17 protein-coding genes are annotated in these 24,153 nt (G+C 54.0%); 7 read left to right on the top strand and 10 right to left on the bottom strand.

Annotated features, from left to right (window positions below; translation table 11 throughout):
- Nucleotides 1–26 precede the first annotated feature (26 nt).
- The 6 genes from araD (at nucleotide 27) to HC231_RS14650 (ending at nucleotide 7,870) form a co-directional block, all read left to right on the top strand.
- Entirely contained in the window at nucleotides 27–1,772 is a 1,746-nt protein-coding gene (gene araD, locus HC231_RS14675; protein WP_208227354.1) for an L-arabinonate dehydratase, read from the top strand.
- A gap of 121 nt (nucleotides 1,773–1,893) precedes the next feature.
- The gene (locus HC231_RS14670) at nucleotides 1,894–3,387 is read left to right on the top strand and encodes a CoA-acylating methylmalonate-semialdehyde dehydrogenase (RefSeq protein ID WP_208227353.1); all 1,494 of its coding nucleotides are present in this window, start codon (nucleotides 1,894–1,896) and stop codon (nucleotides 3,385–3,387) included.
- Between the two features lie 114 nt (nucleotides 3,388–3,501).
- Nucleotides 3,502–4,848 carry a glucarate dehydratase gene (gudD, locus tag HC231_RS14665; protein WP_208227352.1) on the top strand — a complete coding sequence of 449 codons (1,347 nt, stop codon included), beginning with the start codon at nucleotides 3,502–3,504 and terminating at the stop codon, nucleotides 4,846–4,848.
- Between the two features lie 40 nt (nucleotides 4,849–4,888).
- Nucleotides 4,889–5,659: a 2-dehydro-3-deoxyglucarate aldolase gene (garL, locus tag HC231_RS14660; protein WP_208227351.1), complete on the top strand. Its 771-nt coding sequence runs from the start codon at nucleotides 4,889–4,891 to the stop codon at nucleotides 5,657–5,659.
- Between the two features lie 71 nt (nucleotides 5,660–5,730).
- Entirely contained in the window at nucleotides 5,731–6,615 is an 885-nt protein-coding gene (gene garR, locus HC231_RS14655; protein WP_208227350.1) for a 2-hydroxy-3-oxopropionate reductase, read from the top strand.
- A 109-nt stretch (nucleotides 6,616–6,724) separates the two neighbouring features.
- A complete protein-coding gene (locus HC231_RS14650; protein ID WP_208227349.1) occupies nucleotides 6,725–7,870 on the top strand; it encodes a glycerate kinase in 1,146 nt (381 codons plus the stop codon).
- Nucleotides 7,871–7,984: 114 nt separating this feature from the next.
- On the opposite strand, the gene HC231_RS14645 is transcribed toward HC231_RS14650, so the two are convergent.
- The 10 genes from HC231_RS14645 to HC231_RS14600 form a co-directional block, all read right to left on the bottom strand.
- On the bottom strand, nucleotides 7,985–8,941 hold the full coding sequence (locus HC231_RS14645; RefSeq protein ID WP_208227348.1) for an aldo/keto reductase: 957 nt from the start codon (nucleotides 8,939–8,941) through the stop codon (nucleotides 7,985–7,987).
- A gap of 275 nt (nucleotides 8,942–9,216) precedes the next feature.
- Nucleotides 9,217–10,113 carry a MurR/RpiR family transcriptional regulator gene (locus tag HC231_RS14640; RefSeq protein ID WP_208227347.1) on the bottom strand — a complete coding sequence of 299 codons (897 nt, stop codon included), beginning with the start codon at nucleotides 10,111–10,113 and terminating at the stop codon, nucleotides 9,217–9,219.
- 298 nt (nucleotides 10,114–10,411) lie between these two features.
- A complete protein-coding gene (locus HC231_RS14635) occupies nucleotides 10,412–11,434 on the bottom strand; it encodes a Gfo/Idh/MocA family protein (RefSeq protein ID WP_208227346.1) in 1,023 nt (340 codons plus the stop codon).
- 127 nt (nucleotides 11,435–11,561) lie between these two features.
- Nucleotides 11,562–12,434, bottom strand: a complete 873-nt coding sequence (locus HC231_RS14630) for a GRP family sugar transporter (protein ID WP_208227345.1) — start codon at nucleotides 12,432–12,434, stop codon at nucleotides 11,562–11,564.
- Nucleotides 12,435–13,411: 977 nt separating this feature from the next.
- Nucleotides 13,412–14,434 (bottom strand): inositol 2-dehydrogenase, encoded by a 1,023-nt coding sequence (gene iolG / locus HC231_RS14625; RefSeq protein ID WP_208227344.1) that lies wholly within the window; start codon nucleotides 14,432–14,434, stop codon nucleotides 13,412–13,414.
- Between the two features lie 37 nt (nucleotides 14,435–14,471).
- Nucleotides 14,472–15,290 carry a sugar phosphate isomerase/epimerase family protein gene (locus HC231_RS14620; RefSeq protein WP_208227343.1) on the bottom strand — a complete coding sequence of 273 codons (819 nt, stop codon included), beginning with the start codon at nucleotides 15,288–15,290 and terminating at the stop codon, nucleotides 14,472–14,474.
- Between the two features lie 132 nt (nucleotides 15,291–15,422).
- Nucleotides 15,423–16,778 carry a sugar porter family MFS transporter gene (locus HC231_RS14615; protein WP_208227342.1) on the bottom strand — a complete coding sequence of 452 codons (1,356 nt, stop codon included), beginning with the start codon at nucleotides 16,776–16,778 and terminating at the stop codon, nucleotides 15,423–15,425.
- A gap of 195 nt (nucleotides 16,779–16,973) precedes the next feature.
- Entirely contained in the window at nucleotides 16,974–18,911 is a 1,938-nt protein-coding gene (gene iolD, locus HC231_RS14610) for a 3D-(3,5/4)-trihydroxycyclohexane-1,2-dione acylhydrolase (decyclizing) (protein WP_208227341.1), read from the bottom strand.
- A gap of 31 nt (nucleotides 18,912–18,942) precedes the next feature.
- Nucleotides 18,943–20,106, bottom strand: coding sequence for a Gfo/Idh/MocA family protein (locus HC231_RS14605; RefSeq protein ID WP_208227340.1), 1,164 nt, complete (start codon nucleotides 20,104–20,106; stop codon nucleotides 18,943–18,945).
- A 21-nt stretch (nucleotides 20,107–20,127) separates the two neighbouring features.
- Nucleotides 20,128–21,051 carry a sugar phosphate isomerase/epimerase family protein gene (locus HC231_RS14600; RefSeq protein WP_208227339.1) on the bottom strand — a complete coding sequence of 308 codons (924 nt, stop codon included), beginning with the start codon at nucleotides 21,049–21,051 and terminating at the stop codon, nucleotides 20,128–20,130.
- Between the two features lie 1,545 nt (nucleotides 21,052–22,596).
- On the opposite strand from HC231_RS14600, the gene HC231_RS14595 reads away from it, so the two are divergent.
- Entirely contained in the window at nucleotides 22,597–24,063 is a 1,467-nt protein-coding gene (locus HC231_RS14595; RefSeq protein WP_208227338.1) for a sugar porter family MFS transporter, read from the top strand.
- Nucleotides 24,064–24,153: the final 90 nt, after the last annotated feature.

The raw sequence follows: 24,153 nt of genomic DNA, 5'->3' as shown, positions 1-24,153 counted from the left end.
TTTTCTAATAATAACTGGAGGCAACCATGTGCGCACAAATCAAAAAAACGCCTGAAACACTAAGAAGTTATCGCTGGTACGGCGCGCCGGTATTCCGCTCTCTGGGGCACCGCGCCCGTATGGCCCAGCAAGGTTACGCCCGGGAAGACTACATGGGCAAACCGGTGATTGCGATTATCAATACCTGGAGCGAGATCAATCCATGCCACACGCATTTCAAGGATCGCGCCGAGCAGGTAAAACGCGGCATTCTTCAGGCCGGCGGCTTTCCGATCGAACTGCCGGCCATGTCGCTGGGCGAGCCTTATGTCAGGCCGGCGGCCATGCTCTACCGTAATTTGCTGGCAATCGAAACCGAGGAGCTGTTGCGTTCTCATCCCATTGACGGCGCGGTACTGATGGGGGGATGCGATAAAACCACGCCCGGCCTGATTATGGGGGCCATCTCCATGAATATTCCGGCTATTTATTTACCGGCCGGGCCTTCGCTGCGCGGCGACAACAAAGGGAAATTCCTTGGTTCGGGCACCGACCTGTTCGCCTCCTGGTACAAATATAAGGCCGGAGAGTATAACGAACAGCAGTTGGAAGAGGTGGAGAACGGCATATCCCGTTCGGCCGGAACATGTATGACCATGGGCACCGCGCCCACCATGATGAGTATCGCCGACGCCCTGGGATTCTGTTTTACCGGCGCGTCATCCATTGTGGCGCCGGATTCGCGCCACGCCATCATGGCCGAACGTACCGGACGCCGCATCGTCGAAATGGTCTGGGAAGATCTCAAACCATCGGATTTCCTGTGTCCCGCCTCTTTCGATAACGCCATTATCACCGCATTGGCGCTCGGCGGCTCCACCAATGCCGTGATTCACGTGATCGCCATGGCGCGCCGGGCGGGCATCCCCCTTACGGTGGACCGTTTCGATGAACTATCGCAGAAAGTGCCCCATCTGGCCAATATTCGCCCCGCCGGAAAATACCTGATGGAGGATTTCTATTACGCCGGCGGCCTGCGGGCCTTGCTCAACCGTCTGGGATCGTTGATTGACGTTTCCCCGCTGACGGTGAACGGCAAAACGCTGGGGGAAAATTTCGCCGGCGCGGAAGTGTACAACGACGATGTGATTCTGCCGCTGGAGAAACCGCTGGGCGAACTGGGCAGCCTGGTGATCCTGCGCGGCAATCTGGCGCCTAACAGCGCGGTATTGAAAATCCATGCGGCCGATCCGCGCCTGCATGAGCACGTCGGCCGCGCGGTTGTTTTCAACAACGTGGAGGATCTGCAAAAACGCATCGACGATCCGGCGCTGGACGTGGATGAAAACTCCGTACTGGTGCTGAAAAACGCCGGACCGTTGGGCGCTCCCGGCTTTCCTGAGTGGGGACAGATCCCGATCCCGAAAAAACTGCTGGAACGGGGCATCCGCGACATCGTGCGTCTGTCCGATGCGCGCATGAGCGGCACCAGCTTCGGCTCCTGCGTGGTGCATATCGCGCCCGAATCTTTCGTCGGCGGACCGCTGGCGTTGGTGCGCGATGGCGACAGCATTGAGTTAAGCGTGTCAAAACGCCAGCTTAATTTACTGATCCCCGAAGAAGAAATGGAACAGCGGCGCAAAGCGTGGACGCCGCCCCAGCCTTATTACCCGCGCGGCTACGGCCGGTTATTCGCCGAACACGTCAGTCAGGCCGACGACGGCTGCGATTTCGATTTCCTGCAAACCGTACCGGGTGAACAAGGCCTGATTCCTGAACCGCCGATTCAGTAATCGCCCAACCGGCGCCTGACCGCTGTCGGGCGCCGGGGCACGAAAAACGCGGCGGCGGATACGCCGTTTTAATCCGCGTTATTTATTTCTTTATGAACCGAAAAAGAGAGGAAGTGCTGTAATGGAAACAATCCAACATTTTATCAATGGGAAAGAAGTGGGGGGCGAACAGGACGGACAGCAACCCGTATACAACCCCGCGCTCGGCGAAGTGGTGGCTCAGGTTGCGCTGGCGCGTCCGGCAACCGTCGATCTCGCCGTCGAAGCCGCCGCCGCCGCGTTTGACGGTTGGTCATCCCAGTCAGCGCTGCGTCGTTCCAGGGTGCTTTTTCGTTTCAAAGAATTGCTGGAAAAACATAGTGAAGAGCTGGCGCAGATCATCACCCGCGAACACGGCAAAGTCTTGTCCGACGCGATGGGCGAAATCACCCGCGGTATCGAAGTGGTGGAGTTCGCCTGCGGCGCGCCAAGCCTGCTGCAAAGCGCTTTCTCCGACAATATCGGCGGCAATATCGATAACTGGAACCTGCGTCAGGCGCTTGGCGTGTGCGTCGGCATCACGCCGTTCAATTTCCCGATCATGGTGCCGCTGTGGATGATCCCGATGGCGTTGGCGACCGGCAATACCTTCGTGCTGAAACCCTCTGAACGCGATCCCTCCGCCAGCTTGATGGTGGCCCGTCTGCTGAAGGAAGCCGGACTGCCGGACGGCGTTTTCAATGTGGTGCAAGGCGGCAAAGACGCGGTGGACCGTCTGTTGACGCATCCTAAAGTGGAGGCCGTTTCCTTTGTCGGTTCAACGCCGGTCGCCGAATACATTCATCGGCAGGCCAGCCAGCACGGCAAGCGCGTACAGGCGCTCGGCGGCGCCAAGAACCATATTACCGTTATGCCTGACGCCGATCTCGATCAGGTGGCGGATGCCCTGATCGGCGCGGCGTATGGCGCGGCGGGAGAACGCTGCATGGCCTGTTCGGTCGCCGTGGCGGTAGGTTCCGTCGGCGACGAACTGGTGGCGAAGCTGCTGCCGCGTATTGATAAGCTGCGAATTCGCCAGGGGACGGATGGCGAAGCCGATATGGGGCCGCTGGTTACCGCCGAACATCAGGCGCGCGTTACCCATTACATTGATAAAGGGGTGGAAGAGGGCGCCAGGCTGCTGGTGGACGGCCGCAATTTCCGCGCTCCGGGAGCGGAAAATGGGTATTTCGTCGGCGCGACGCTGTTTGATGACGTAACGCCGAACATGACCATCTATCGCGAGGAGATCTTCGGACCGGTGCTGTCTATCGTTCGGGTGCCGACATTTGCAGAGGCGATTGAGCTGACGAACGCCCATGAATTTGGCAACGGCGCGGTCTGCTTTACGCGCGACGGCGGTATCGCCCGCACTTTCGCCCGCAAGGTCAAAGCCGGCATGGTGGGCATCAACGTTCCCATTCCCGTTCCTATGGCCTGGCACTCCTTTGGCGGATGGAAGCGTTCGCTGTTCGGCGAACATCACGCCTACGGCGAAGAGGCCATCCGTTTCTATACCCGCTATAAGAGCATCATGCAGCGTTGGCCGGACAGCATTGCGCAAGGCCCGGAATTCGCCATGCCTACAGCCAAATAGCGATATCAACCGGCGGCTTTGTTTTTTTGCAAAGCCGCTTGCCGTTGGGGTTTGCGGCGCAGAAAGCAGGGGATCTGCAAAGAATACTTATCGATTCAAATTAAGGAGTCCGCGATGGATAGCCATCACTTCCCTGATTCTCCGGTTGTTGTCGACATGCAGGTTCTTCCCGTCGCCGGTTACGACAGCATGTTGTTGAATCTTAGCGGCGCGCATGCGCCGTATTTCACTCGTAATATCGTTATTCTGAAAGACAATGCCGGCCGCACCGGCGCAGGCGAGGTGCCCGGCGGCGAAAAAATCCGCCGGACGCTGGAACAGGCTGCGGCGCTGGTGATAGGCAAATCGCTGGGCGAATACAAAAACGTCATGAGCGCCATCTTTCGCCGGTTTTCCGATCGGGACGCTTCCGGCCGCGGTCAGCAGACTTTCGATCAGCGCACCACCGTGCATGTAGTTACCGCCGTGGAAGCGGCGATGCTGGATCTGCTGGGGCAGTTTCTGAACGTGCCGGCGGCGGCGCTGTTGGGCGACGGACAGCAGCGGGATTCGGTCGAGGCGCTGGGATACCTGTTCTATATCGGCGATCGCCGCAAAACCGATCTGCCCTACCAAAGCCAGACGGATGAAAAATGCGACTGGTATCGCTTGCGCCATGAAGAGGCGCTGACGCCGGAGGCCGTAGTGCGTTTGGCCGAGGCCGCCTATGAAAAATACGGTTTCAATGATTTCAAACTGAAAGGCGGCGTGCTGGCCGGCAGCGAAGAGGCGGAAGCCGTCACGGCGTTGGCCGAGCGTTTTCCGCAGGCGCGCATCACGCTGGATCCCAACGGCGCCTGGTCGTTGCAGGAAGCGATTCATCTAGGCAAACAGCTGAAAGGCGTGCTGGCCTACGCCGAGGATCCCTGCGGCGCGGAACAGGGCTTCTCCGGGCGCGAGACGATGGCGGAGTTCCGGCGCGCGACGGGGCTGCCGACCGCCACCAATATGATCGCCACCGACTGGCGTCAGATGAAACATGCCATTGCGTTGCAATCGGTCGATATTCCGCTGGCCGATCCGCATTTCTGGACCATGCAGGGATCGGTGCGCGTGGCGCAGATGTGCCATGAATGGGGGCTGACCTGGGGATCGCACTCCAATAACCACTTCGATATTTCCCTGGCGATGTTTACCCATGTCGCCGCCGCCGCGCCGGGCGATATCGCCGCCATCGATACCCACTGGATCTGGCAGGAAGGCAACCAGCGCCTGACAAAAGCGCCGTTACAGATTATCGGCGGCAGGATCGATGTGCCGAAGCGCCCCGGTTTGGGTATCGAACTGGATATGGATCAACTGTATAAAGCCAATGAGTTGTACAAAAACAATGGGTTAGGCGCACGCAATGACGCAGCCGGAATGCAATATCTTGTTCCCGGCTGGACGTTCGATAACAAACGTCCTTGTCTGGTGCGCTGACCGCTATTGAATAGCGCCTTCCAATTACTGAGGATGAAAAATGAACACGCCGATTTTACCTAACCGCTTTCGTCAGAATCTACAGCAACAAAAAACGCTTATCGGTTGCTGGTGCGGGCTGGGAAACCCGATCTCGACCGAGATACTGGGGCTGGCCGGATTCGACTGGCTGGTGCTGGACGGCGAACATTCGCCGAACGATATCAACACCTTTATTCCGCAGCTGATGGCGCTCAAAGGCAGCCACAGCGCGCCGGTGGTGCGTCCGCCCTGCAATGAGCCGGTGATCATCAAACGGTTGCTGGATATCGGTTTTTACAATTTCCTGATCCCGTTTGTGGAGACGCAAGAAGAAGCCGTGCGCGCCGTAGCATCGACGCGCTATCCGCCAGCCGGCATCCGCGGGGTTTCCGTTTCGCACCGCAGTAATTCGTTCGGCACGGAACCCAACTATTTCGCAACCATTAACGACAACATCACCGTACTGGTGCAGATCGAAAGCCAGGAAGGGGTGGACAACCTGGATGCCATCGCCGCGGTGGACGGGGTAGACGGCATTTTCGTCGGGCCGGGCGATCTGTCAGCCGCGCTGGGCTATCTGGGGCAGCCTAACCATCCCGAAGTGCAGAAAGTGATCCGCCATATCTTTGAACGTGCGGAGGCGCATGGCAAACCCAGCGGCATTCTGGCGCCGGTGGAAGCCGATGCCCGGCGTTACCTGGAGTGGGGCGCCCGCTTTGTCGCCGTCGGCAGCGATCTGGGCTTGTTCCGCGGCGCGTCTCAGGCGTTGTTCGACAAGTTTAAACAGTGAGTTACCAACCGCGGCCAGTCAATCTGTAAACGAAAGTGACCATTTAGCGATCGTACAGCGGGGTTAACGTCATGAAAATTGGTTTTATTGGATTGGGGATCATGGGTAGACCGATGAGTAAAAACCTGATTAAAGCAGGTTACTCATTGATTGTGTTGGACCGGAATGAAGACGCGGTCGCCGACGTCGTGGCGGCCGGAGCCGTATCCGCCGCCACGCCGAAAGCGGTGGCGGAGCAGAGCGACATCATCATTACCATGCTGCCGAATTCGCCGCACGTCAAACAGGTGGTGCTGGGTGAAAACGGCGTTATTGAAGGGGCGGCCAAGGGCTCGGCGCTGGTTGATATGAGTTCCATCGCGCCGCTCGCCAGCCGCGAAATCGCCGCCGCGCTGGCGGAAAAAGGCATTGATATGCTGGATGCGCCGGTCAGCGGCGGTGAACCGAAGGCGATTGACGGCACGCTGGCGGTCATGGTGGGCGGCGATAAGGCGCTGTTCGAGCGCTGCCATAGCATACTGAAAGTCATGGCGGCTTCAGTGGTGCATACCGGCGATATCGGCGCGGGCAACGTCACCAAACTGGCGAATCAGGTGATCGTGGCGTTGAACATCGCCGCCATGTCGGAAGCGCTGGTGCTGGCGACCAAAGCGGGCGTCAACCCTGAACTGGTGTATCAGGCGATCCGCGGCGGACTGGCCGGCAGCACGGTGCTGGACGCCAAAGCGCCGATGGTGCTGGATCGCAATTTCAAACCGGGTTTTCGCATCGATCTGCACATCAAGGATCTGGCTAATGCGCTGGATACGTCGCACGGCGTTGGCGCGCAGCTGCCGCTGACAGCGGCGGTGATGGAAATGATGCAGGCGCTGAAAACCGACGATCTTGGGGCGGCGGACCATAGCGCCTTGGCCCGCTATTACGAGAAACTGGCTAAAATTGAGGTAACGCGCTGATGCGGCAGGCCGGGGCGCGATCTGTCGCGTATCGCCCCGGCTTTTGAAACGGCGCCGATTCAGCGGGACTGGATGACGCAAGCGGAACGTTTATAAAATAGGATTGTTTATGAAAATCGTTATCGCGCCGGATTCTTATAAAGAAAGTTTATCAGCGCAGGACGTGGCTGCGCAGATTGAGGCCGGTTTCCGGGAAATATTTCCCGATGCCAGCTACGTCAAACTTCCCGTCGCGGACGGCGGCGAAGGCACTGTGGATGCGATGGTCGCGGCAACCCGGGGACGGGTCGTCAAGGTGCCGGTAACCGGCCCGCTGGGCGAGGAGATAGACGCGTTTTTCGGCCTGTCGGGCGATGAGAAAACGGCGTTTATCGAAATGGCGGCCGCCAGCGGCCTGGAACGGGTGCCGATGGCGCGGCGCAATCCGCTGTTTACCACCAGCTACGGCACGGGCGAATTGATCCGCCGCGCATTGGATCTCGGCGTGAAGCACTGCATTATCGGTATCGGCGGCAGTGCGACCAATGATGGCGGCGCCGGTATGGCGCAGGCTTTGGGGGCGAAGCTGCTGGATAATAAAGGCGAACAAATCGGCTACGGCGGCGGTGAACTTGAAAAGCTCGCCAGCATCGATATCAGCAACCTGGATACGCGTATCAAGGCGTGCCGTTTCGAGGTCGCCTGCGACGTCACGAATCCGCTCACCGGGCCGCAAGGCGCTTCCGCGGTGTTCGGGCCGCAGAAAGGCGCGACGGAAGCCATGATTATCCAGCTTGACGAAGCGCTGAAGCGCTACGCCGGCGTCATTCGCCGCGATCTGAATATTGAAGTCGAACAGTCGCCCGGCGCCGGCGCGGCGGGAGGCATGGGCGCCGCGCTGTTGGCGTTCTGCGGCGCGGCGTTGCGGCAGGGGATCGATATTGTAACCGAGTCGCTGGGACTGGACGAACTGGTCCGCGACGCGTCGTTGGTGATCACCGGCGAAGGGCGCATCGACAGTCAGACCATCCACGGCAAAGTGCCTATCGGCGTGGCGCGCGTGGCAAAACGCTATAACAAACCGGTGGTGGGGATTGCGGGCAGCCTGACGGCGGATGTCGGCATCGTACATAAACACGGTCTGGATGCGGTATTCAGCGTGTTGTACCGCATTTGCTCGTTAGACGAAGCGCTGGAGCAAGCCGCGGGTAACGTGAAAATGACGGCGCGCAATATTGCCGCGACCATCAAACTGGCGCAGGGCATGAGCGGCTGATGAAGCGCGCGGTAAATGACGGAAAACGGGTGAGCTAAGGCGTTAAATACACAAGAAAATCAAGGGATAAAGCGCGGATCGGTTCCCGTCTTTATCCCTGTGGAAAAATGAAAATTAATATGCGCTTGCAGTATCCAACGCCTTAACGTCTTCAGGAGAGAGCGTCAGCCCGACCGCGTTGGCGAAACTGGCGACCTGGGCGACGCTGGTGGCGCTTGCGATAGGCGCGGTGACTCCCGCCTGCTGGATCAGCCAGGCCAACGCGACTTCCGCCGGTTTGGCGCTGTGGCGGGCGGATACGGCTTCAAGCGCGCTGATGATTTTCGTTCCCCGCTCGGTTAAATATTTGGCGATGCCTTCACCCCGTTGGGACTGCGACAAATCGGCTTTCGAACGGTATTTTCCCGACAGAAAGCCTGATGCGAGACTGTAGTAGGTAACCACCCCCAGCCCCTCTTTTATGCACAGATCGCGTAATGCTCCATCGTAGGCGTCGCGATCGTAGAGGTTGTATTCGGGTTGGAGTACCTGATATCCGGGTAGCCCTTTTTCTTTCGCCGTCGAGAGCGCGGCCTCCAGCTGCCCGGCGTTAAGGTTGGAAGCGCCGATAGCCTTTATCTTGCCGGCCTTAAGCAGTTTTTCATAGGCGCCCAGCGTTTCTTCATAGCTCACGTCGGGATCGGGCCAATGAGAGAAATAAAGATCTATGGCCTCAATACCCAGGCGTTTGAGCGACCCTTCCACCGCCTGGGTGATCCACCGTTCCGACAATCCCTTGCGATCGGGGCTGCCGAGATCGGAACCGACTTTAGTGAAGATGACCACCTTTTCGCGGATACCCGGCCTTGCCTTAAGCCATCTGCCGATAATCGTCTCCGATTCCCCGCCTTTGTTGCCCGGCGCCCAGGATGAATAGACATCCGCGGTATCGATGGCGTTAAAACCGTGGTCGATGAAGGCATCTAAAACCGTAAAGCTGCTTTTTTCATCGATCGTCCAGCCAAAGACGTTACCGCCGAACACCAGCGGCGCGATTTGCAGTCCGGTATTACCGAGTTTTCGCTTTTCCATATTTTTTCCTTTTCTGTTTCTATACCGCGGTTCTGTGGAACCGCAGGTTGCGTGAAATAGAACGTCGGTCTGTTTATTTATGGTAGGTAATCACGGTGATTTAGCTACCGCGAAAGAAAGCAAAACAGCACCATTGTGATGCCAAATGTGAATGGTTTATATGGAAATATAATAAAGAGACTTTATCCATAAGGTTGATAATGGGGGAATATCCTTATGGCGTTGATAGCGGCGTTCCCGGCATTGCGGAGCATTGGCCGGAGGGGAAGGGGCGATCACCGCGGCATTAGCGGCGGCTCTTGATCTTGGCCGGGGTGCAGAATGGATGCTAATGTCGTCGCGATACTTTGCACCAGACAAACCGGCGCAGCCAGCGAGCGGGAAAAGCTGAATTCCGCTTCCGGGATGGTAAACAGAACGGCCGCGTTTTTCGCAAGCGGCGACAGCGGGCTATCCGTTATCGAAATGGTCGGGATATGGTTTTTGTCGGCAATATCCACAATGCTAATGACCTCTTGGGCGTAATGTCTAAAAGCAATGGCGACTAATATATCTTTTTCCGACATGTTCCTGGCCATATATGCAGCGAGCCCCCCTGCGGGATCGAGCAAAATAACTTTGCGATTCAACATGGTGAGTAGATAACGCATTAATTGCGCCACGGGGGCGGAACGAAGCTGCCCGGCGATAAAAATGGTTTCCGCATCCCTTAGCAGGTATGCGGCATTATTCAGATCCGACTCCGTGACGTTGGTCAAAAGCTCTTGCAGCGTCGCGATATCACGGATAACTTGCCGTTTTAAAAGACCTAAGCTGCCTTTATCGTCATTCTGCCGTAATTCATCTTCAAGAGCGGCGATTCGCTCATCGTATCCCGGCGCCACGGTGACAAGCCGGGTCTGGAAAACGCTTTGCATCTGTTTAAATCCGCTATAGCCGAAATATTGCGCGAAGCGAACCAGAACCGATGCGTGCATTACCCCGCATTTGGCGGCGATGGCGTTGCTCGATTCCAACGCCACCGTATTAGGGTTTTGCGTGATATAGCGGGCCACCATTTTGTAGCGTTCGGAAAGTTGCGCATAACGCACGGTAATGTCATTGACGAGCCGCTCGTAATTCTCATGAGGCAATTGTTTTTTTGTTCTCGGTGTGATGTTCGGCGTCTTCATTGTTTGTTTAATTTTCACCTTGATCTGACAATTAACATCATGTGAAACGTAGCTTGCCCATATAAAATGCAGCTTGCAACCGGCGCGAAGAAACTTCGGCGTTCTGTCGCAAAAATTCACTGAGTGCGGCGATAACCCGTTATATTCACATGCGCCGCGTCACCCTGATCCGCCTGCCGCCGCCGTTAAAACGCCGGGAACATAACCCGAGCGGCCGCGAAATGTTGATCGCAACCGCCGGGCCGTTTAAGCGGCGTTGCCATTGGATAGCTCGCCGCCATACTGTACTGCCGCGCCACTATTTATCATATAGAGCCGGTTTTTCCGGCAGCAAAATATCCACACCGCCACCCTGATGCAGACTTTGTATCGCGGCATCGGCGATGACGGAAGCGGCATACCCATCCCATGCGGTTGCCGTCGCCGCCGGTGAGCCGCTGGCGCTCACATTATCGATAAAAGCCTGGAATTCCCGGTTATAGGCATCGATGAAACGCTCAGTCCAGTTATCGGAAATCGCATGAGAGATTTGGCCGGCCTTACGCAATTCGGGCGTGGCGACGTCGGGCAGGGAGATAATTCCCGTCTCGCCGACCAACCGGCATTGGATATCGTAGCCGTACTGGCAATTGACGTTTAACTCCACCACGACCAACGCGCCGCTTTTCATTTCAATCAGCGCGAGCTGCGGTTCCCGCAATTCTCTGGCCTGATTGAGCGAATTCGGTCTGGCGAACCGCATCTCAATGCTATGAAATTCTTCCGCAAACAAATAACGAAGAATGTCGATGTCATGAATCAGCGTATCGTTAATTACGTTGTCAGTTTTATAATAATTCGTCGAAGGCCGGGTGTTGTAATGACGGCAGTTTGCTAATAGCAGAGCGCCTACCGTTCCCGCGTCGATCATGTTTTTCAATTGCCAATATCCCGTATCGTAGCGCCGATTAAAACCGACCTGAACATAGCGTTTTTGTTTCGCTACTTCGGCAGAAACAACCGAGAAGCTATCCTTGGCGGAAATCGTCATCGGTTTTTCGACAAACACGGGTTTGCCGGCTGCTATCGACTTCAATACCGGCGACAGATGAGTATCGTTACTGCTACAAACGATAACGGCATCTATATCGGGAGCGTTTATCAGTTCATCCTCGCCAGGATAAACTTTTGCATCCAGGTTAAAATCCTGAACGCTCTTTTCCGCAGCGGTTCTTATTATATCGTAGACGCCTGCAACGCGTACGCCAGAAATAACGCTGCTTAGTCGGGAAATATGATCGCGGCCGATTTGACCGCAGCCAATTACGCCTACATTAACCATAGTGTTTGTCTCCTTAATTTATATGTATTGCCAATAGAATATTTACGCTCAATAGGTCTTGAATTGCAGGAAGCCCACGCCTGCGCCACTTGAAAGGTGACGGCTATCGTTTTTTGTCTATTTATTGTTACAGCTTGGTTATGCCAATTAAAACGCCGCCAAAAGCAACGAGAAACAGGCCGGTTAAAAGGTATATCAACTCTTTCCTGGTTTTCCTTTCCTTCAATATCAGAATACCGCCGATTCCGGCGACAATGACGCACATCTGAGTTAAGGTAAAACCAACCGCAATGCCGTTCATCTGGTTGGATATCATCATGGCGAGGTTCGCGACAAAAAAGACAAAGCCCGTCGCAATATTCTTAAATGAGCTGACGGCCCATATTTTGACGTCTTTCCGGGTCAGACAAATAAAGAACGTGCCTAAAAATGCGCCGATAGCCTGAGGGAGAACCACATCCCATCCGTTTAGATTCGCTATTCGGGGAATAGAAACCCAGATGATAAAAAAGGCGCTGGAGATAATCAGAATGAAAATGCCTTTCTTCATATCGACATGATGCCGCGTTTCATTCCCCTGTTTTTCCTGATAGGCCGTCAGCATAACTCCGATAATAATAATGACGATGGCGCTTAGCCCCAGCACAAGTTTTGTCGTGGTATTCCATTCATGAAAATAGAAGATACCCACTAAAGAGGTGCCGAGTAACTGTAGCCCGGTGGATATGGGGAAGGCTCTCGATACGCCAATGAGCGGAAATGATGACACCTGGCCGAATTGAGCGACGGACCACACCACACCGCAGACAAACGATGCCACAATAAGCGACGTCGTCCATTCTACCGGCGGTCTGAACACCGCCACTATAATGGCGAGCAGCAGCGTCCCCATTACCATCCCCATTAATTGATTTCCTGGTTTTCCTCCTAATATCTGCATTACGACAGGCTGAATTCCCCACAGAAAAGCCGGTATAAGACCAATCAGAATAGCTTCCACCTTCGTTGTTCCTTATAAAATAAGCCTTTAAATTAGACGTCATTATCAGCCCCATAAAATATAGGGTTGATACGGATTTCATTTACATAAATTTGCAATGAAATATATTTAATGGAATATCGTTAATGTGTTTTTTTTGCTTGCGCCGCCACCTCATTCAGATAAAAAGATATATTGCAATCGTGGATTTATTGGTTTCCTAATAACAATTCCGTTGCCGATGGTCATAAATTAGTTATCAGTTAATTTTTCATTGTATTAACAAAATAACAACCAATAACCGCTTAATTCCCGCATTTATTAAATGGTTATTTATAGGTTTTTATTTATAGCTAGCGTGATCTATTGGGTATAAATGCGAATTCAAAGCCCGCGAATTGACGGCCAGGCTATTTTTCTCTTTTTATATATTTTCAATGATTGTTGCGAATATATATCTATCACAATTTAAATTGCAACAGGCGGGGGATGCGCGATAACCAGAGGAACGTTTTTAATATTTCCTTGCTAAAACAATGAATTATTATCTTAACGATGGGCCGCTGTTGTGAACGGTTTTCGTCCGCTTCTTATTTTTAACAATAAAATCAATTAATTAAGTTAAAATATAAAACTTATGATACCGATCACAGATGCTGCAATATTTGTTGTTTGATTTATATTGGTGCAATAAACGTTGCATATATTGCGTTAATAGGCGGTTATCAAGGTGTTGAATTGAGTTTTTTAAAGAGTTATGCGCTTCGGGTTATAAAAAATCTCGGCATGCTTATTTCGGGGAAATTTTATTTATGACCACGCTGCTTTTTCGGCGGGATGTGGGATGTGGGATGCGGGATTGAGGGAGTGATGCTGACGGATATAACTCAGTCCGGTTGACGATGGATTAGATCGCGCAATCCGGACCGAGTTTTCTCCGAACGATCCGCTATTCGGAAGCTAGTTAGGGCGTGAGCCCGGTATCTGTGGAACCATGACTATTCCACTTCCGAAATTTTTACCGGCCGGCCTTCTTTAAGCGATTTGTTCGCCGCAGCCGCCATAAGAACCGGGTACAACCCATCCAAATCCGTAATCGGAGGTTCCTTGTCGTTGATGACTGCATCGACGAACGCTTTCATCTCATCAATGAACGCCTGCGTATAGCGATCCCACATTAATTTATAGGTCGTGCCGTAGGAGGTGTTATCGGCGCCGAACACCACCACGGTATTGGGAATATCATTGGCGCTCTGCACCGAGCCCTTGGTGCCGAAGACTTCCAGACGCTGGTCGTAGCCATAGACAGCCTGACGACTGTTGTCGATTACGCCGAGCGCGCCGTTTGCAAAAGTCAGGGTGACCAGAGCGGTATCCACGTCGCCTTCCGCGCCGATGGCTGGATCGACAAGCACGGTTCCCTTGGCATAAACCTCGGTGACTTCGCTGTCGGCTAAAAAGCGGATCATATCAAAGTCATGAATCATCATATCGTAGAACAGTCCTCCCGAACGACGCACGTATTCGATGGTCGGCGGCTGAGGATCGCGGGAGCTGATGCGCAGGATATGCGGCGTTCCAATCTTGCCGCTGCGCACGGCGTCATATACTCCGTGGTGGTTGTGATCGAAGCGGCGTACGAAGCCAATCTGCATTTTTACTCCCGCTTCCTTTACGGCGGCGAGCGCGCTGCGGACGCGTTGTACGTCGTGATCTACCGGTTTTTCGCAGAAGATATGCTTGCCGGCGGCGGCCGCTTTGATAATCAGGTCGGCGTGGGTATCGGTCGACGAGCAGATCAGGACCGCGTCAATTTCCGGGTCGGAGAAAACCGAATCCACATCCTTGGTGATAACGGGAATTCCGAATTCTTTGGCGAAAGATTCGCCTTCTTGATCGAGATAAGGGTCCGCCACGGTTTTGATCTGCATTCCCCGCACGCCGGAACTAATATTTTCGATATGAACGCGGCCGATACGTCCTGCGCCGAGAACGGCGACTTTCAATGCTGCTTTTTTCATTTGAATTGCCCTTTTAAATTTGACGGTTTTTATAGGGTTATTGAATTGCTTTCTTCAGGATCTTGATATCCTCGCGCAGCAGTTCATAAGGATCTGGCGACTGTAAGCGCAGAGGAAGCTGGTCATAGTAATTTTCCAACAAGATATAGCCGGTGAAGTCATGCTCATTCAGCCAGGAGATGGTGGCGAAGAAATCGGAATCGCCGGTGCCCAGAAGGCCGCCGCTCATGGCGCCCAGACCGTCTTTGACATGAATCTGGTTGCACATGTACGGATATACGCCCGCCAGAATTTCGAGCTGTGAATAATTGCGGAATAGGTGATAGTTCTGGCTGTCGAAATAGAGATGGAAGTTCGGACGATCCACCAGGCCGGACATTTTGCCGAATTCGGCCGGGGTCATCAGGTTTTCGCCGGCGACGGATATGCCATATTCGCCGGCCGCGTCGCATAAATATTGAAAGGCGCGCGCACTGTGTTCGAAATCTTCTTCGGTTATTACCTCGCTTGCCGCGAAGCCCGGCACCTGGATGATCGGCACGTTGAGCGCTTTGGCGGTAGGCACGGCGCGGCGCAGCAGATCCCAGACGATCTCGTATTCTTTTGTGCCCGGCCGCGCGTGCATGGGAATATTGTCGAAGTCGTTGAGCGCGACCGCGCAATACTCAATGCCGTACTTTTGCTGCTCGCTGAGGTAGATGGCCTGCATTTCGCGATGGGTGATGGGGTAATCGTTCTCATAAAGCCCGATCTTTAGCGAAAGCGCATCCAGTCCGACAGACGCGGCGATCTGTGTGGCATACAGTCCGGCTCCGGGCAGACCCCAGTCGCACGCGCCAATTTTAATCTGTTTCATAATGACTCACCTTTACATTTTTTAAGTTGTTCACTGCGCGCCCCCGTTCGGCCAGGCCGACCATGACGAATGGCGAAATCTTTTTCCGCTTGCGGAATTAGAAGCGAAAGCTAGCGCGTTATGCGCCATGCATTAGTAATTCGCTCGCATTTGCATCTCGATCACCTCCAGAGAGCGGCGTGCGGTTTCAGGCACTTTGAACGCCACGAACAGCAACACAAGCACGTTGATGCCGGCAAAAATCAAGAAGATGGTGTAGTAACCGATGATGTCCGACAGAATTGGGAAAAATTGAGAAACCAAAGCGCAGCTTACCCACAGACAGGTGCTGCAGATCCCCATCCCCAAACCGCGGATTTTGAGCGGAAAAATCTCCGAAAGAACAACCCAGACCGTCATCCCCCATGAGCCGGAGAATCCGACCATAAAGAGGCACATGCATGTCAGCATCAGCGGGCCGGAGCTAATATTGAGAACGCCCAGGCCGCCAAGCAGCGCGATCGAAACGCACATCAGGATGTTTCCGGCAATGAGCAGCTTTTTACGTCCCCAGCGATCGATTAACGCCATACCCAGGAAGGTAAAGAGTAGATTGATGATGCCGATGCCCAACGTGGAGAGCAGCGCGAACTGTTCGGAGAACCCCACGCCCAGCAGAATCGTCGGCGTATAATAGAGAAGAACCTGCGCGCCCAGGATCTGCTGTCCGATGGCCAACCCTATCCCTATCAGGATTAATTTGCGCACCCAGGATTCGGAAAGCATTTCCCATCTGCTCTGGTTTTGCTTCACTTCCATTTCGTTCGCTAAATTGATCTCCGCGATTTCCGCATCGACCTCCTTTTCGTTGCGCAGCATGAGCAAAACCTTTCTCGACGCTTTCTCGCCCACATTCTTCAACAGCCAGCGAGGGCTTTCCGGCATGAAAAACATACCGACCATCAGCATGATCGAGGGAACGATGGCCAAACCGACCATCATGCGCCAATCGGCATTGGCGGCGCAGAGATTGCCGAATATATACGCCATCAGGATACCAACGGCATTCATGCTTGTATTAATACCGCCAATCATCCCGCGGCTGCCGGCCGGCGCTATTTCGGAAAGGTAGACCGGCACAAGACCCGACGCGCCGCCGACGGCAAACCCAAGGATGATGCGTGAAAAGACCAGCACGGATACCGTCGGCGCCCAGGCACAGCCCAACGCGCCAATGGTGAAGAGAAAGCCCAAAGCGATGATTACGCGCTTGCGGCCGAAGCGATCTGACAACGGTCCCGCTAGCACCGCGCCGGGAATGGCGCCCCATAGCACGCCGCTGACGATCAACCCTTCCGCAGCGGAAGATAATGGCGTGGCGGAAAGCGTGACGTCTTTTTTGATGTAGGTGAGCGCTATGGCGATGACGCCAGTGTCATAGCCAAACAGCAGCCCCCCCAATGCGCCAAAAAAATAGATTATTCCCGTCTTGATATTTCTATTGCTCATGTTCCGACTTCCCCTCTGATGCATAGGAAACAATATTGAAGGAGAAGCCGGCAGTGCTGACTTATTGTCAGGGTGCATTGCCCATAGGGAAGTCTTTCAACCTATTCCCCCGGCAATCTACACCCCTAAACATCGTGTATTAATAAGTTTAGAAGCGACAACTATCCTGACAGAGGGGGCCCTCCATCATGCTAATTAATACATTCTGGCTTTCTTAAGTTTCTCTTCCTTATTTTTGTAAGAGGCCTGAGTCCCTTCGGACTTGCTGACTGAAGCCACGCCGAAATGCCACCAGGAGAAATAGCCTTCGGCCATCGTTTTAGGCAGCACTTTGGCATCGATCAGCGTGGAGACCGTCTGCTTCTTGCTGTCTTCAATGGCGGCGCGCAGTTCCTCCGGCGTCTTGGCGGTGTAGGTTTTCAGACCGTAACCTTCGCCTACCTTGGCGAAGTCCACATAGATGTAGTCGCCGTCGGTTTTGCCTGTATCCTCATTGCGGTAGCGGAACTCGGTGCACAAACTGCCAATACCGTTGCCCATTTGCAGGTTGTTGATGCAGCCAAAGGCGCAGTTGTCGAAAATTATCACGTTAATTTTCTTCTTTTCCTGAATGGCGGTGGTTAGCTCGGAGTGGAGCATCAAGAAAGCGCCGTCGCCGACCAGGGCGTAAACCTCTTTGTCGGGGCGGGCCAGCTTGGAGCCCAACGCTCCCTGTACTTCGTAACCCATGCAGCTGTAGCCGTATTCCATGTTGTAGGAGTCCTTGGCGTCGGTCAGCCACATCCGTTCCATGTCGGCGGGCAGACTGCCGGAAGCGCTGACCACGATGGCATCGTCCGCAATGCACTCCCGCACGATGCTGAGACCGTTGGTTTCGGTAATCTTGCCGCCAATCATTTTGAGATAGTCGTCAATGATCTTCGGCGTCCATGAGGCGACGACGGGAACGAAGTCTTGGCCGTCGTATGTCAGATTCTGAATCCGTTTCAGCTCCGCCATATACTCGGCTTTGATACCGGCAATCTCGCCGTCGCCATAGCCGGGCTTGTATCCCTTGGCCTTAAGTTCCGCGCCAATAGCCGCCAGACAGGTCTTGGCGTCGCCAACGACCTTGACCGCGTCTAACTTCTCCGCGTGGTACTCGGAAACGTTGATGGTCAGCACCTTGACGTCGGGGTTGCGGAAGATCTCTTTTGAGCCGGTGGTAAAGTCGGAGAAACGGGTGCCGATGCCTACGATCAGATCCGCTTTTTCCGCCACGGTATTGGCCGACGGCGTACCGGTCACGCCCACGCCGCCCATGTTCATGGGGCTGCTGGACGGGGTGGCGCTCTTACCGGCCTGGGTTTCGGCGTAGGGAATGCCCAGTTCTTCGCAAAGGCTCTGCAGGGTGGCGCCGGCCTCGGAGTAGCGCGTGCCGCCGCCGCCGATGAACAAAGGCCTCTTGCTGGCCAGGATCATGTTCACGGCATCCGTTATTTGCTCGGGGTCCGCCGGCGTTCTGGGAATGCGGTGCACGCGTTTCTGGAAGAAGTAGTCTGGAAATTCAAAGCTCTCGCCCTGTACGTCCTGGGGAAGCGCAATACATACCGCGCCGGCTTGAGCGGGGTTGGTAAGCACGCGCATCGCGTTGATCAACGCCGTCATCAACTGTTCGGGACGGTTGACGCGATCCCAGTAGCGGCAAACCGATTTGAACGCGTCGTTAGTGGTGATCGCCAGGCTGGATTCGTGCTCTACCTGTTGGAGCACCGGGTCGGGCTGGCGGGTCGCAAAGGTGTCGGCCGGAAACAGCAGCAGCGGCACGTTGTTGACCGACGCTGTCGCGGCGGCGGTAACCATATTGGCGGCGCCAGGGCCGATGGACGATGTGCAGGCGATGATCCTGCGACGGTTATTCTGTTTTGCATAAGACATGGCTACATGGGCCATGCCCTGTTCGTTGCGGCCATGGTAGACCCGGAGTTCGCCCGGATCCTCCTCCAATGCTTGTCCCAGGCCAACCACGATGCCGTGGCCGAAGATGGCGAAGATCCCATCCACGAACCTGTTCTCCACGCCGTCCAGGCTGACATATTGCTGGTTCAGAAATTTGACAACGGCTTGACCGACGGTCATTTTGATTCGATTCATTTTGTACCTCCTCTTCCCAAATAATTAACCGCTATCGGTAGTCGACCCAAACGGCGCCGCCATCGGCGGAGCGAACGCAGTTTTCGACCCAACGTACGCCTTCCAGCCCCGCATGGACGTCCGGATACCAATAGTCGACCGTTTCATGCTTGTCGGCGGCAACCATTGCGCGGGCAAAACGCCCGTACAGATTTGACCATGCTTCAAAGAGTCCTTCTGGATGTCCGCCGCCGATACGGTCTTCCTCCCGCGCGGAGGGGTATAAGCAGTCCATCCCGCGGTCGAATATCCGTATGGGTTCGCCCTGAACCTCGTAAATAAGCTGATTGGGGCGTTCATCCCACCACTCCAAACTGGCCTTTTCGCCGACCACGCGAATTTTCTGGCCGTGCATAGAGCCGCTATTTACGCAGCTGGACCAGGCCATGCCTACGGCGCCGTTGTCGTATTCCATGAGGGTGTACGCGTTGTCTTCCAGAGGAGCGCGGCTTTTGACGAAGCTCTGCCTTGAGCACAGCAGACGTTTGATTTTGAGGTGCGGCAGCAGCACTTCGGAGATGTAGTAGGGATGGGTGCCCACATCGCCTAAAACATAGCTGGGACCGGCCATTTTGGGGTCTACGCGCCACCGGGTGCTCTCCGCGTTCTTTTCCACCGCCACGTTATGCGCGCCGTGCGCAAACTGCATATTGACGATGCGGATTTCGCCCAGTTCGCCTGCGGCAATCATTTGCCGAGCCTGTTCGATCAACTGATGGCCGGAGTATCCATAGGTAACGCCGACAATCTTGTTTTTACTTTCGGCCAGCGCCACCAGCTCTTCGGCTTCTTCGGTGGTGAAGCATAGCGGTTTCTCGCAGACGACGTGGAGGCCGGCGTTCAGCGCCGCCTTGCAAATTTCATAGTGGGTTCCGTTGGGCGTTGCGACGGTAACGACTTCAATGCCGTCTGGGCGTTCTTTTTCCTTCTCAAACATGGTTTTATAATCCGGATAGCAGCGATCCTCCGCAATATGAAGCTTGTTGCCGAATTCCTTGCCGCGTTCCGGATTGATATCAAGAGCGGCCGCCACCAGGTCGAAGTAGAAATCGCGCAGCGCGGCGCTTCGGTGAATATAGCCAATCTGGCTTGTGCTGCCGCCGCCGACCATTGCCCAACGAAGAGGGCGGTCAATCGTTTTGCCTCCATAGATCATGGTAATCTTCCTCTGTTTTTATCAGTAACCAGCGCTAATCAAGTAATCCAGGCTTTTCTTAACTTCCGTGAGGCTCGCATCCGCGTTTCTGGGATCCTTTTCCTGCTCTATGGTGATGAAGCCGTTGTAGTTGATTTCCTTGAGCAATTTCAGTACGGCTTTATAGTCGACGATGCCTTGTCCGATGGGGCACATAACGCCGTTGGCGCAAGCCTCGAAAAAGCGGATTTTCTGCTTCATCACCTGGGCATATACTTTTGCGTCAATGTCTTTGAAGTGGATGTAGTCAAGCCGGGAGGCGTATTTTCGCAGCCATACGACAGGGTCCATGCCCGAATAAGTCAGGTGGCCGGTATCCAGACAGAATCCGGCGATTTCCGGCGGAACGGCGTCGGCAATCATGTCGATTTCGTCGGCAAATTCGATATATCCGCCGGCATGGGGGTGAATGACGGCGCGGACGCCATACTCTTCCCAGGCCTTCTTGGAGATGGTGTAAAAGTGCTCCACGGTGCGCTTCCAGATATCTTCAGGCAGTTTGGGCGCCCGGTCAGGATGGCCCGCGGCGTAATCACGCTCGTCGTGCCCCCAATCCATTACCGTAAGATAGGGCGCGGCGAAATGCTGTCCCTCGTCTTTAGTCGTTTGCGGCAGCTTGGTGATCAACGAACAGATTTCGTCGGTTTGCCGCAGGAGGTTTTGATAGTTGCTTTCCGATACCATGTCGTCGAAGATCGTGCCGGCAACGATAATCAGATCGTTCTTTTCCAGCTCCGCCGAAACGCGCGCCAAATCCAGCGGGATATACCCATATGGACCGAGCTCGATTCCCTTGTATCCGGCCTGGTGCGCTTCGGATAACACGCGTTCCCACGGTGGCAGATGCGGATTCGTTACATCATCCACTCCCCAGCAGCAAGGCGCCGTTGATATTCTAATTCCCATAAAAAAACCTCCATCCAATTAAAGTAATAAATCGTCCAATTCGTTTTACGTTATTTCTCACGACTGCGGCGATACGGCCCGTTTTTTAAATAGACATTATTTTTTAGCGTTTTAAGAATGTTGCATTGAAATATGGCATCCTCCCGCAGTGTCGTTTTTTCTTTAATCGTTATGGTTTGTCAGATGGCGCCTTTGCTGCTGGCGATGCGTCATACGTTATGAACGGGAAATACGGAAAACGGCTTTCTGCCTCTTTCAACGATTTAGCGTTCATAAATCGCAACTTCTGACCTTGTCTCTATAAGATAGATAACAAAACGAGACCATTACGGCGCAACGGTCTGCTATCCATATATATTTGACTTGACTCGGTTCTAGCCGGGCGCCAAGTTTTTAAAACTATCCGGATGCCTAAATAAGATTAGGGAGAGTATATTTCTAGTTGGCAACGAATACTTTAGCGATCTTGGGTTAAATAATGACTTAAATACCGATCGCTATCACACATTGCTTTCTGCTTATTCACAATATTGCTTTGCTTATCATGAAAAGATAATCCGCCGAAAAAAACGGCGCGTTGATAAGTTGATAAATAGAAATGTCTTGTAACCTGAACGCCGGAGATTCTTTCTGACCCGCAGAGCGGTCAAGCGTATAACGCATACTCGCCATGCTTCAAGTTACAGGCTGCAAGAGTTGCCGGCGCGTTGGTTTTGCCGCCCGGCTCATGCATGGGCTGCGGCTCTCATGCAGTTGCTCTCATACATGGGCTGCGTTGCTGCGGGGCCGCTCCCGGCGCTTTTGCCGCTCGCCCCGGCCGGTTGCTTGAGCTAAGCCCCAGGGGAGTAATGGGAGAGCGCCGTTCTGCCGCCGAAGGCCGGTCAAATCCGTTCCCGGCGAATGGCCGTTCAGCCGCCGCTTTGCCGCGGCTCGAATTATTTACAGCATAACCTGGGTTAAAAATCCCGGTTAAAAAGGGATGATGCATTTCCCTGATGAGTAAAGCAATATTGTGAATAAGCAGAAAGCAATGTGTGATAGCGATCGGTATTTAAGTCATTATTTAACCCAAGATCGCTAAAGTATTCGTTGCCAGCTGGAAATATACTTTCTCTCATCTCATTATGCATCTGGGTTGTTTGGCATTTTTAGCATGTGGAACAAATTAAAAAATATATATGGATAGCAGACCGTTGCGCCATAACGGTCGTGTTTTGCCATCTTTCTTATAAAAGTCAACATGCTTTACCGGTAACGGATATAAGAACGGATATAAGAAAAGTTACAAAAATCATAGCGGGTAATGTTTTATAGCTGCTTTATACAAACTCTGATTTTTAATAACAATGGCATTATGTGAAAAGGAGCGTTTTCAGGGCTATGTATAGGTATGCCAATACTATTTAGTCTGTTTTTATTGGTGTGATTCTAATTATTCCCGTCTAGCCTGTCCGGAAATATTCTACCTGCCACTGAGCCGTGTTGTTTGTTTTACAGTTCAACTTAAGGATGTGCTTGCGGGAAAATACAATGAGGAAAGACATTATGTCTCCAACAGGCAATGATCCAGTTGGATTAGCGCGATCGGCGGAAGACGTGCCGGTCAAGCACGATATATCCTACCTGCTGAGAATATGTAGCGTGGCGGCTTTAGGCGGCCTGCTGTTCGGCTACGACACCTCGGTTGTCTCCGGCGCGATTGAGCCTTTGCGCATTGCTTTCGGTCTGTCGGCGGCGGAAACCGGGTGGGCGGTATCGAACGTGGTAGTGGGATGTATCTTCGGCGCAATGATGGCCGGCTTTCTGGCGAATCGCTTTGGGCGGCGCATCACACTCTTTCTGTGCGCGTTGCTCTTCACCGTCCAGTCCGTCGGCGCGGCGCTGGCGCCGGATTTTTTCTGGTTTGTCGTCTATCGCTTAACCGGAGGCATCGCCGTCGGTATCGCCTCGGTAGTCTCCCCGATGTATATGTCCGAAGTCTCGCCGAAGAACATGCGCGGCCGTGCGGTCAGCATGAATAACTTCGCGATTATTTTCGGCCAAATCGTCGTTTTCATCGTCAACTATTTGATAGCGCGCAGCGCGACCGAAGCCTGGCTGCACTCCATGGGCTGGCGATGGATGTTTGCCTCCGAGGTTGTTCCCTGTGTGCTTTTCTGCGCCGTGATTTTCTTCATTCCCGAATCGCCGCGCTGGCTAATGCTGATTGGCCGGGAGGAACGTGCGAAGAAAGCGCTTACACGTATCTCCAATGAGAAGCACGCCCTGGAGCTTATGGGGGAAATCCGCGAATCGATTAACGAAGCCATCGGCAACAAGAAAGTCACGCTTAGGGAACTGCTGAATGACTTTAATGCGCGCTGGCTGGTGTTCGTGGGTTTTATGATCGCGGGCTGCCAACAAATCATGGGCGTCAACGTCATGATGTACTACGCGCCGATGGTTCTAAAGAGTTCAAGCGGCGACATGGTGGAGGCGCTATTCCAAACGATATGGATCGGCGTCGCGCAGTTGATCGGCAATGCGATCGGCGTGGCGTTGGTTGACCGTAAGGGGCGGCGGCCGCTGATAGCCGTCGGGTCGGTCGGCGTAATCCTCAGCCTGTTGGTTGTCTCCTGGAGCATGTATATGAAAACCGGTACGGGTCTGATGCTGACGGGCATGCTCGCCTACATGGTGTTTTTCGGCATGTCCTGGGCGCCTCTCGCCTGGACCCTGGTTTCCGAAATCTTTCCCAACCGCTGCCGGGGTCTCGGCATGAGTATCGCGTGCTCGTCCAACTGGATATTCAATTTCACCGTCGCCCAGAGCTTCCCGATGCTTAATGAAAATCCCTGGCTATTGGAACGGTTCCACGGCGCTTTTTCGATGTGGTTATTCGCGGGGTTAGGGCTGTTTTCGTTCTGGTTCGTGATGCGGTTCGTGCCTGAAACCAACGGAGTTTCGCTCGAAAAGATCGAAGAGACGATGATGCGCTATGCGCCAGGCCGTCGTCGTGAAGGCCGTGCCTAAGGTTCAACAGTAGGCGATGGCTTTGATTATCACCGGGTAATGATCCTGAGGTTTGTCCAAATATCAAGCAGGCTTTGGGCATTACGCCCG

Origin of the sequence: Brenneria izadpanahii (assembly GCF_017569925.1) — a bacterium.
Classification (GTDB): domain Bacteria; phylum Pseudomonadota; class Gammaproteobacteria; order Enterobacterales; family Enterobacteriaceae; genus Brenneria; species Brenneria izadpanahii.
The sequence above is the reverse complement of the archived record's forward strand: the minus strand, read 5'-3'. Positions and strand labels throughout refer to the sequence as shown.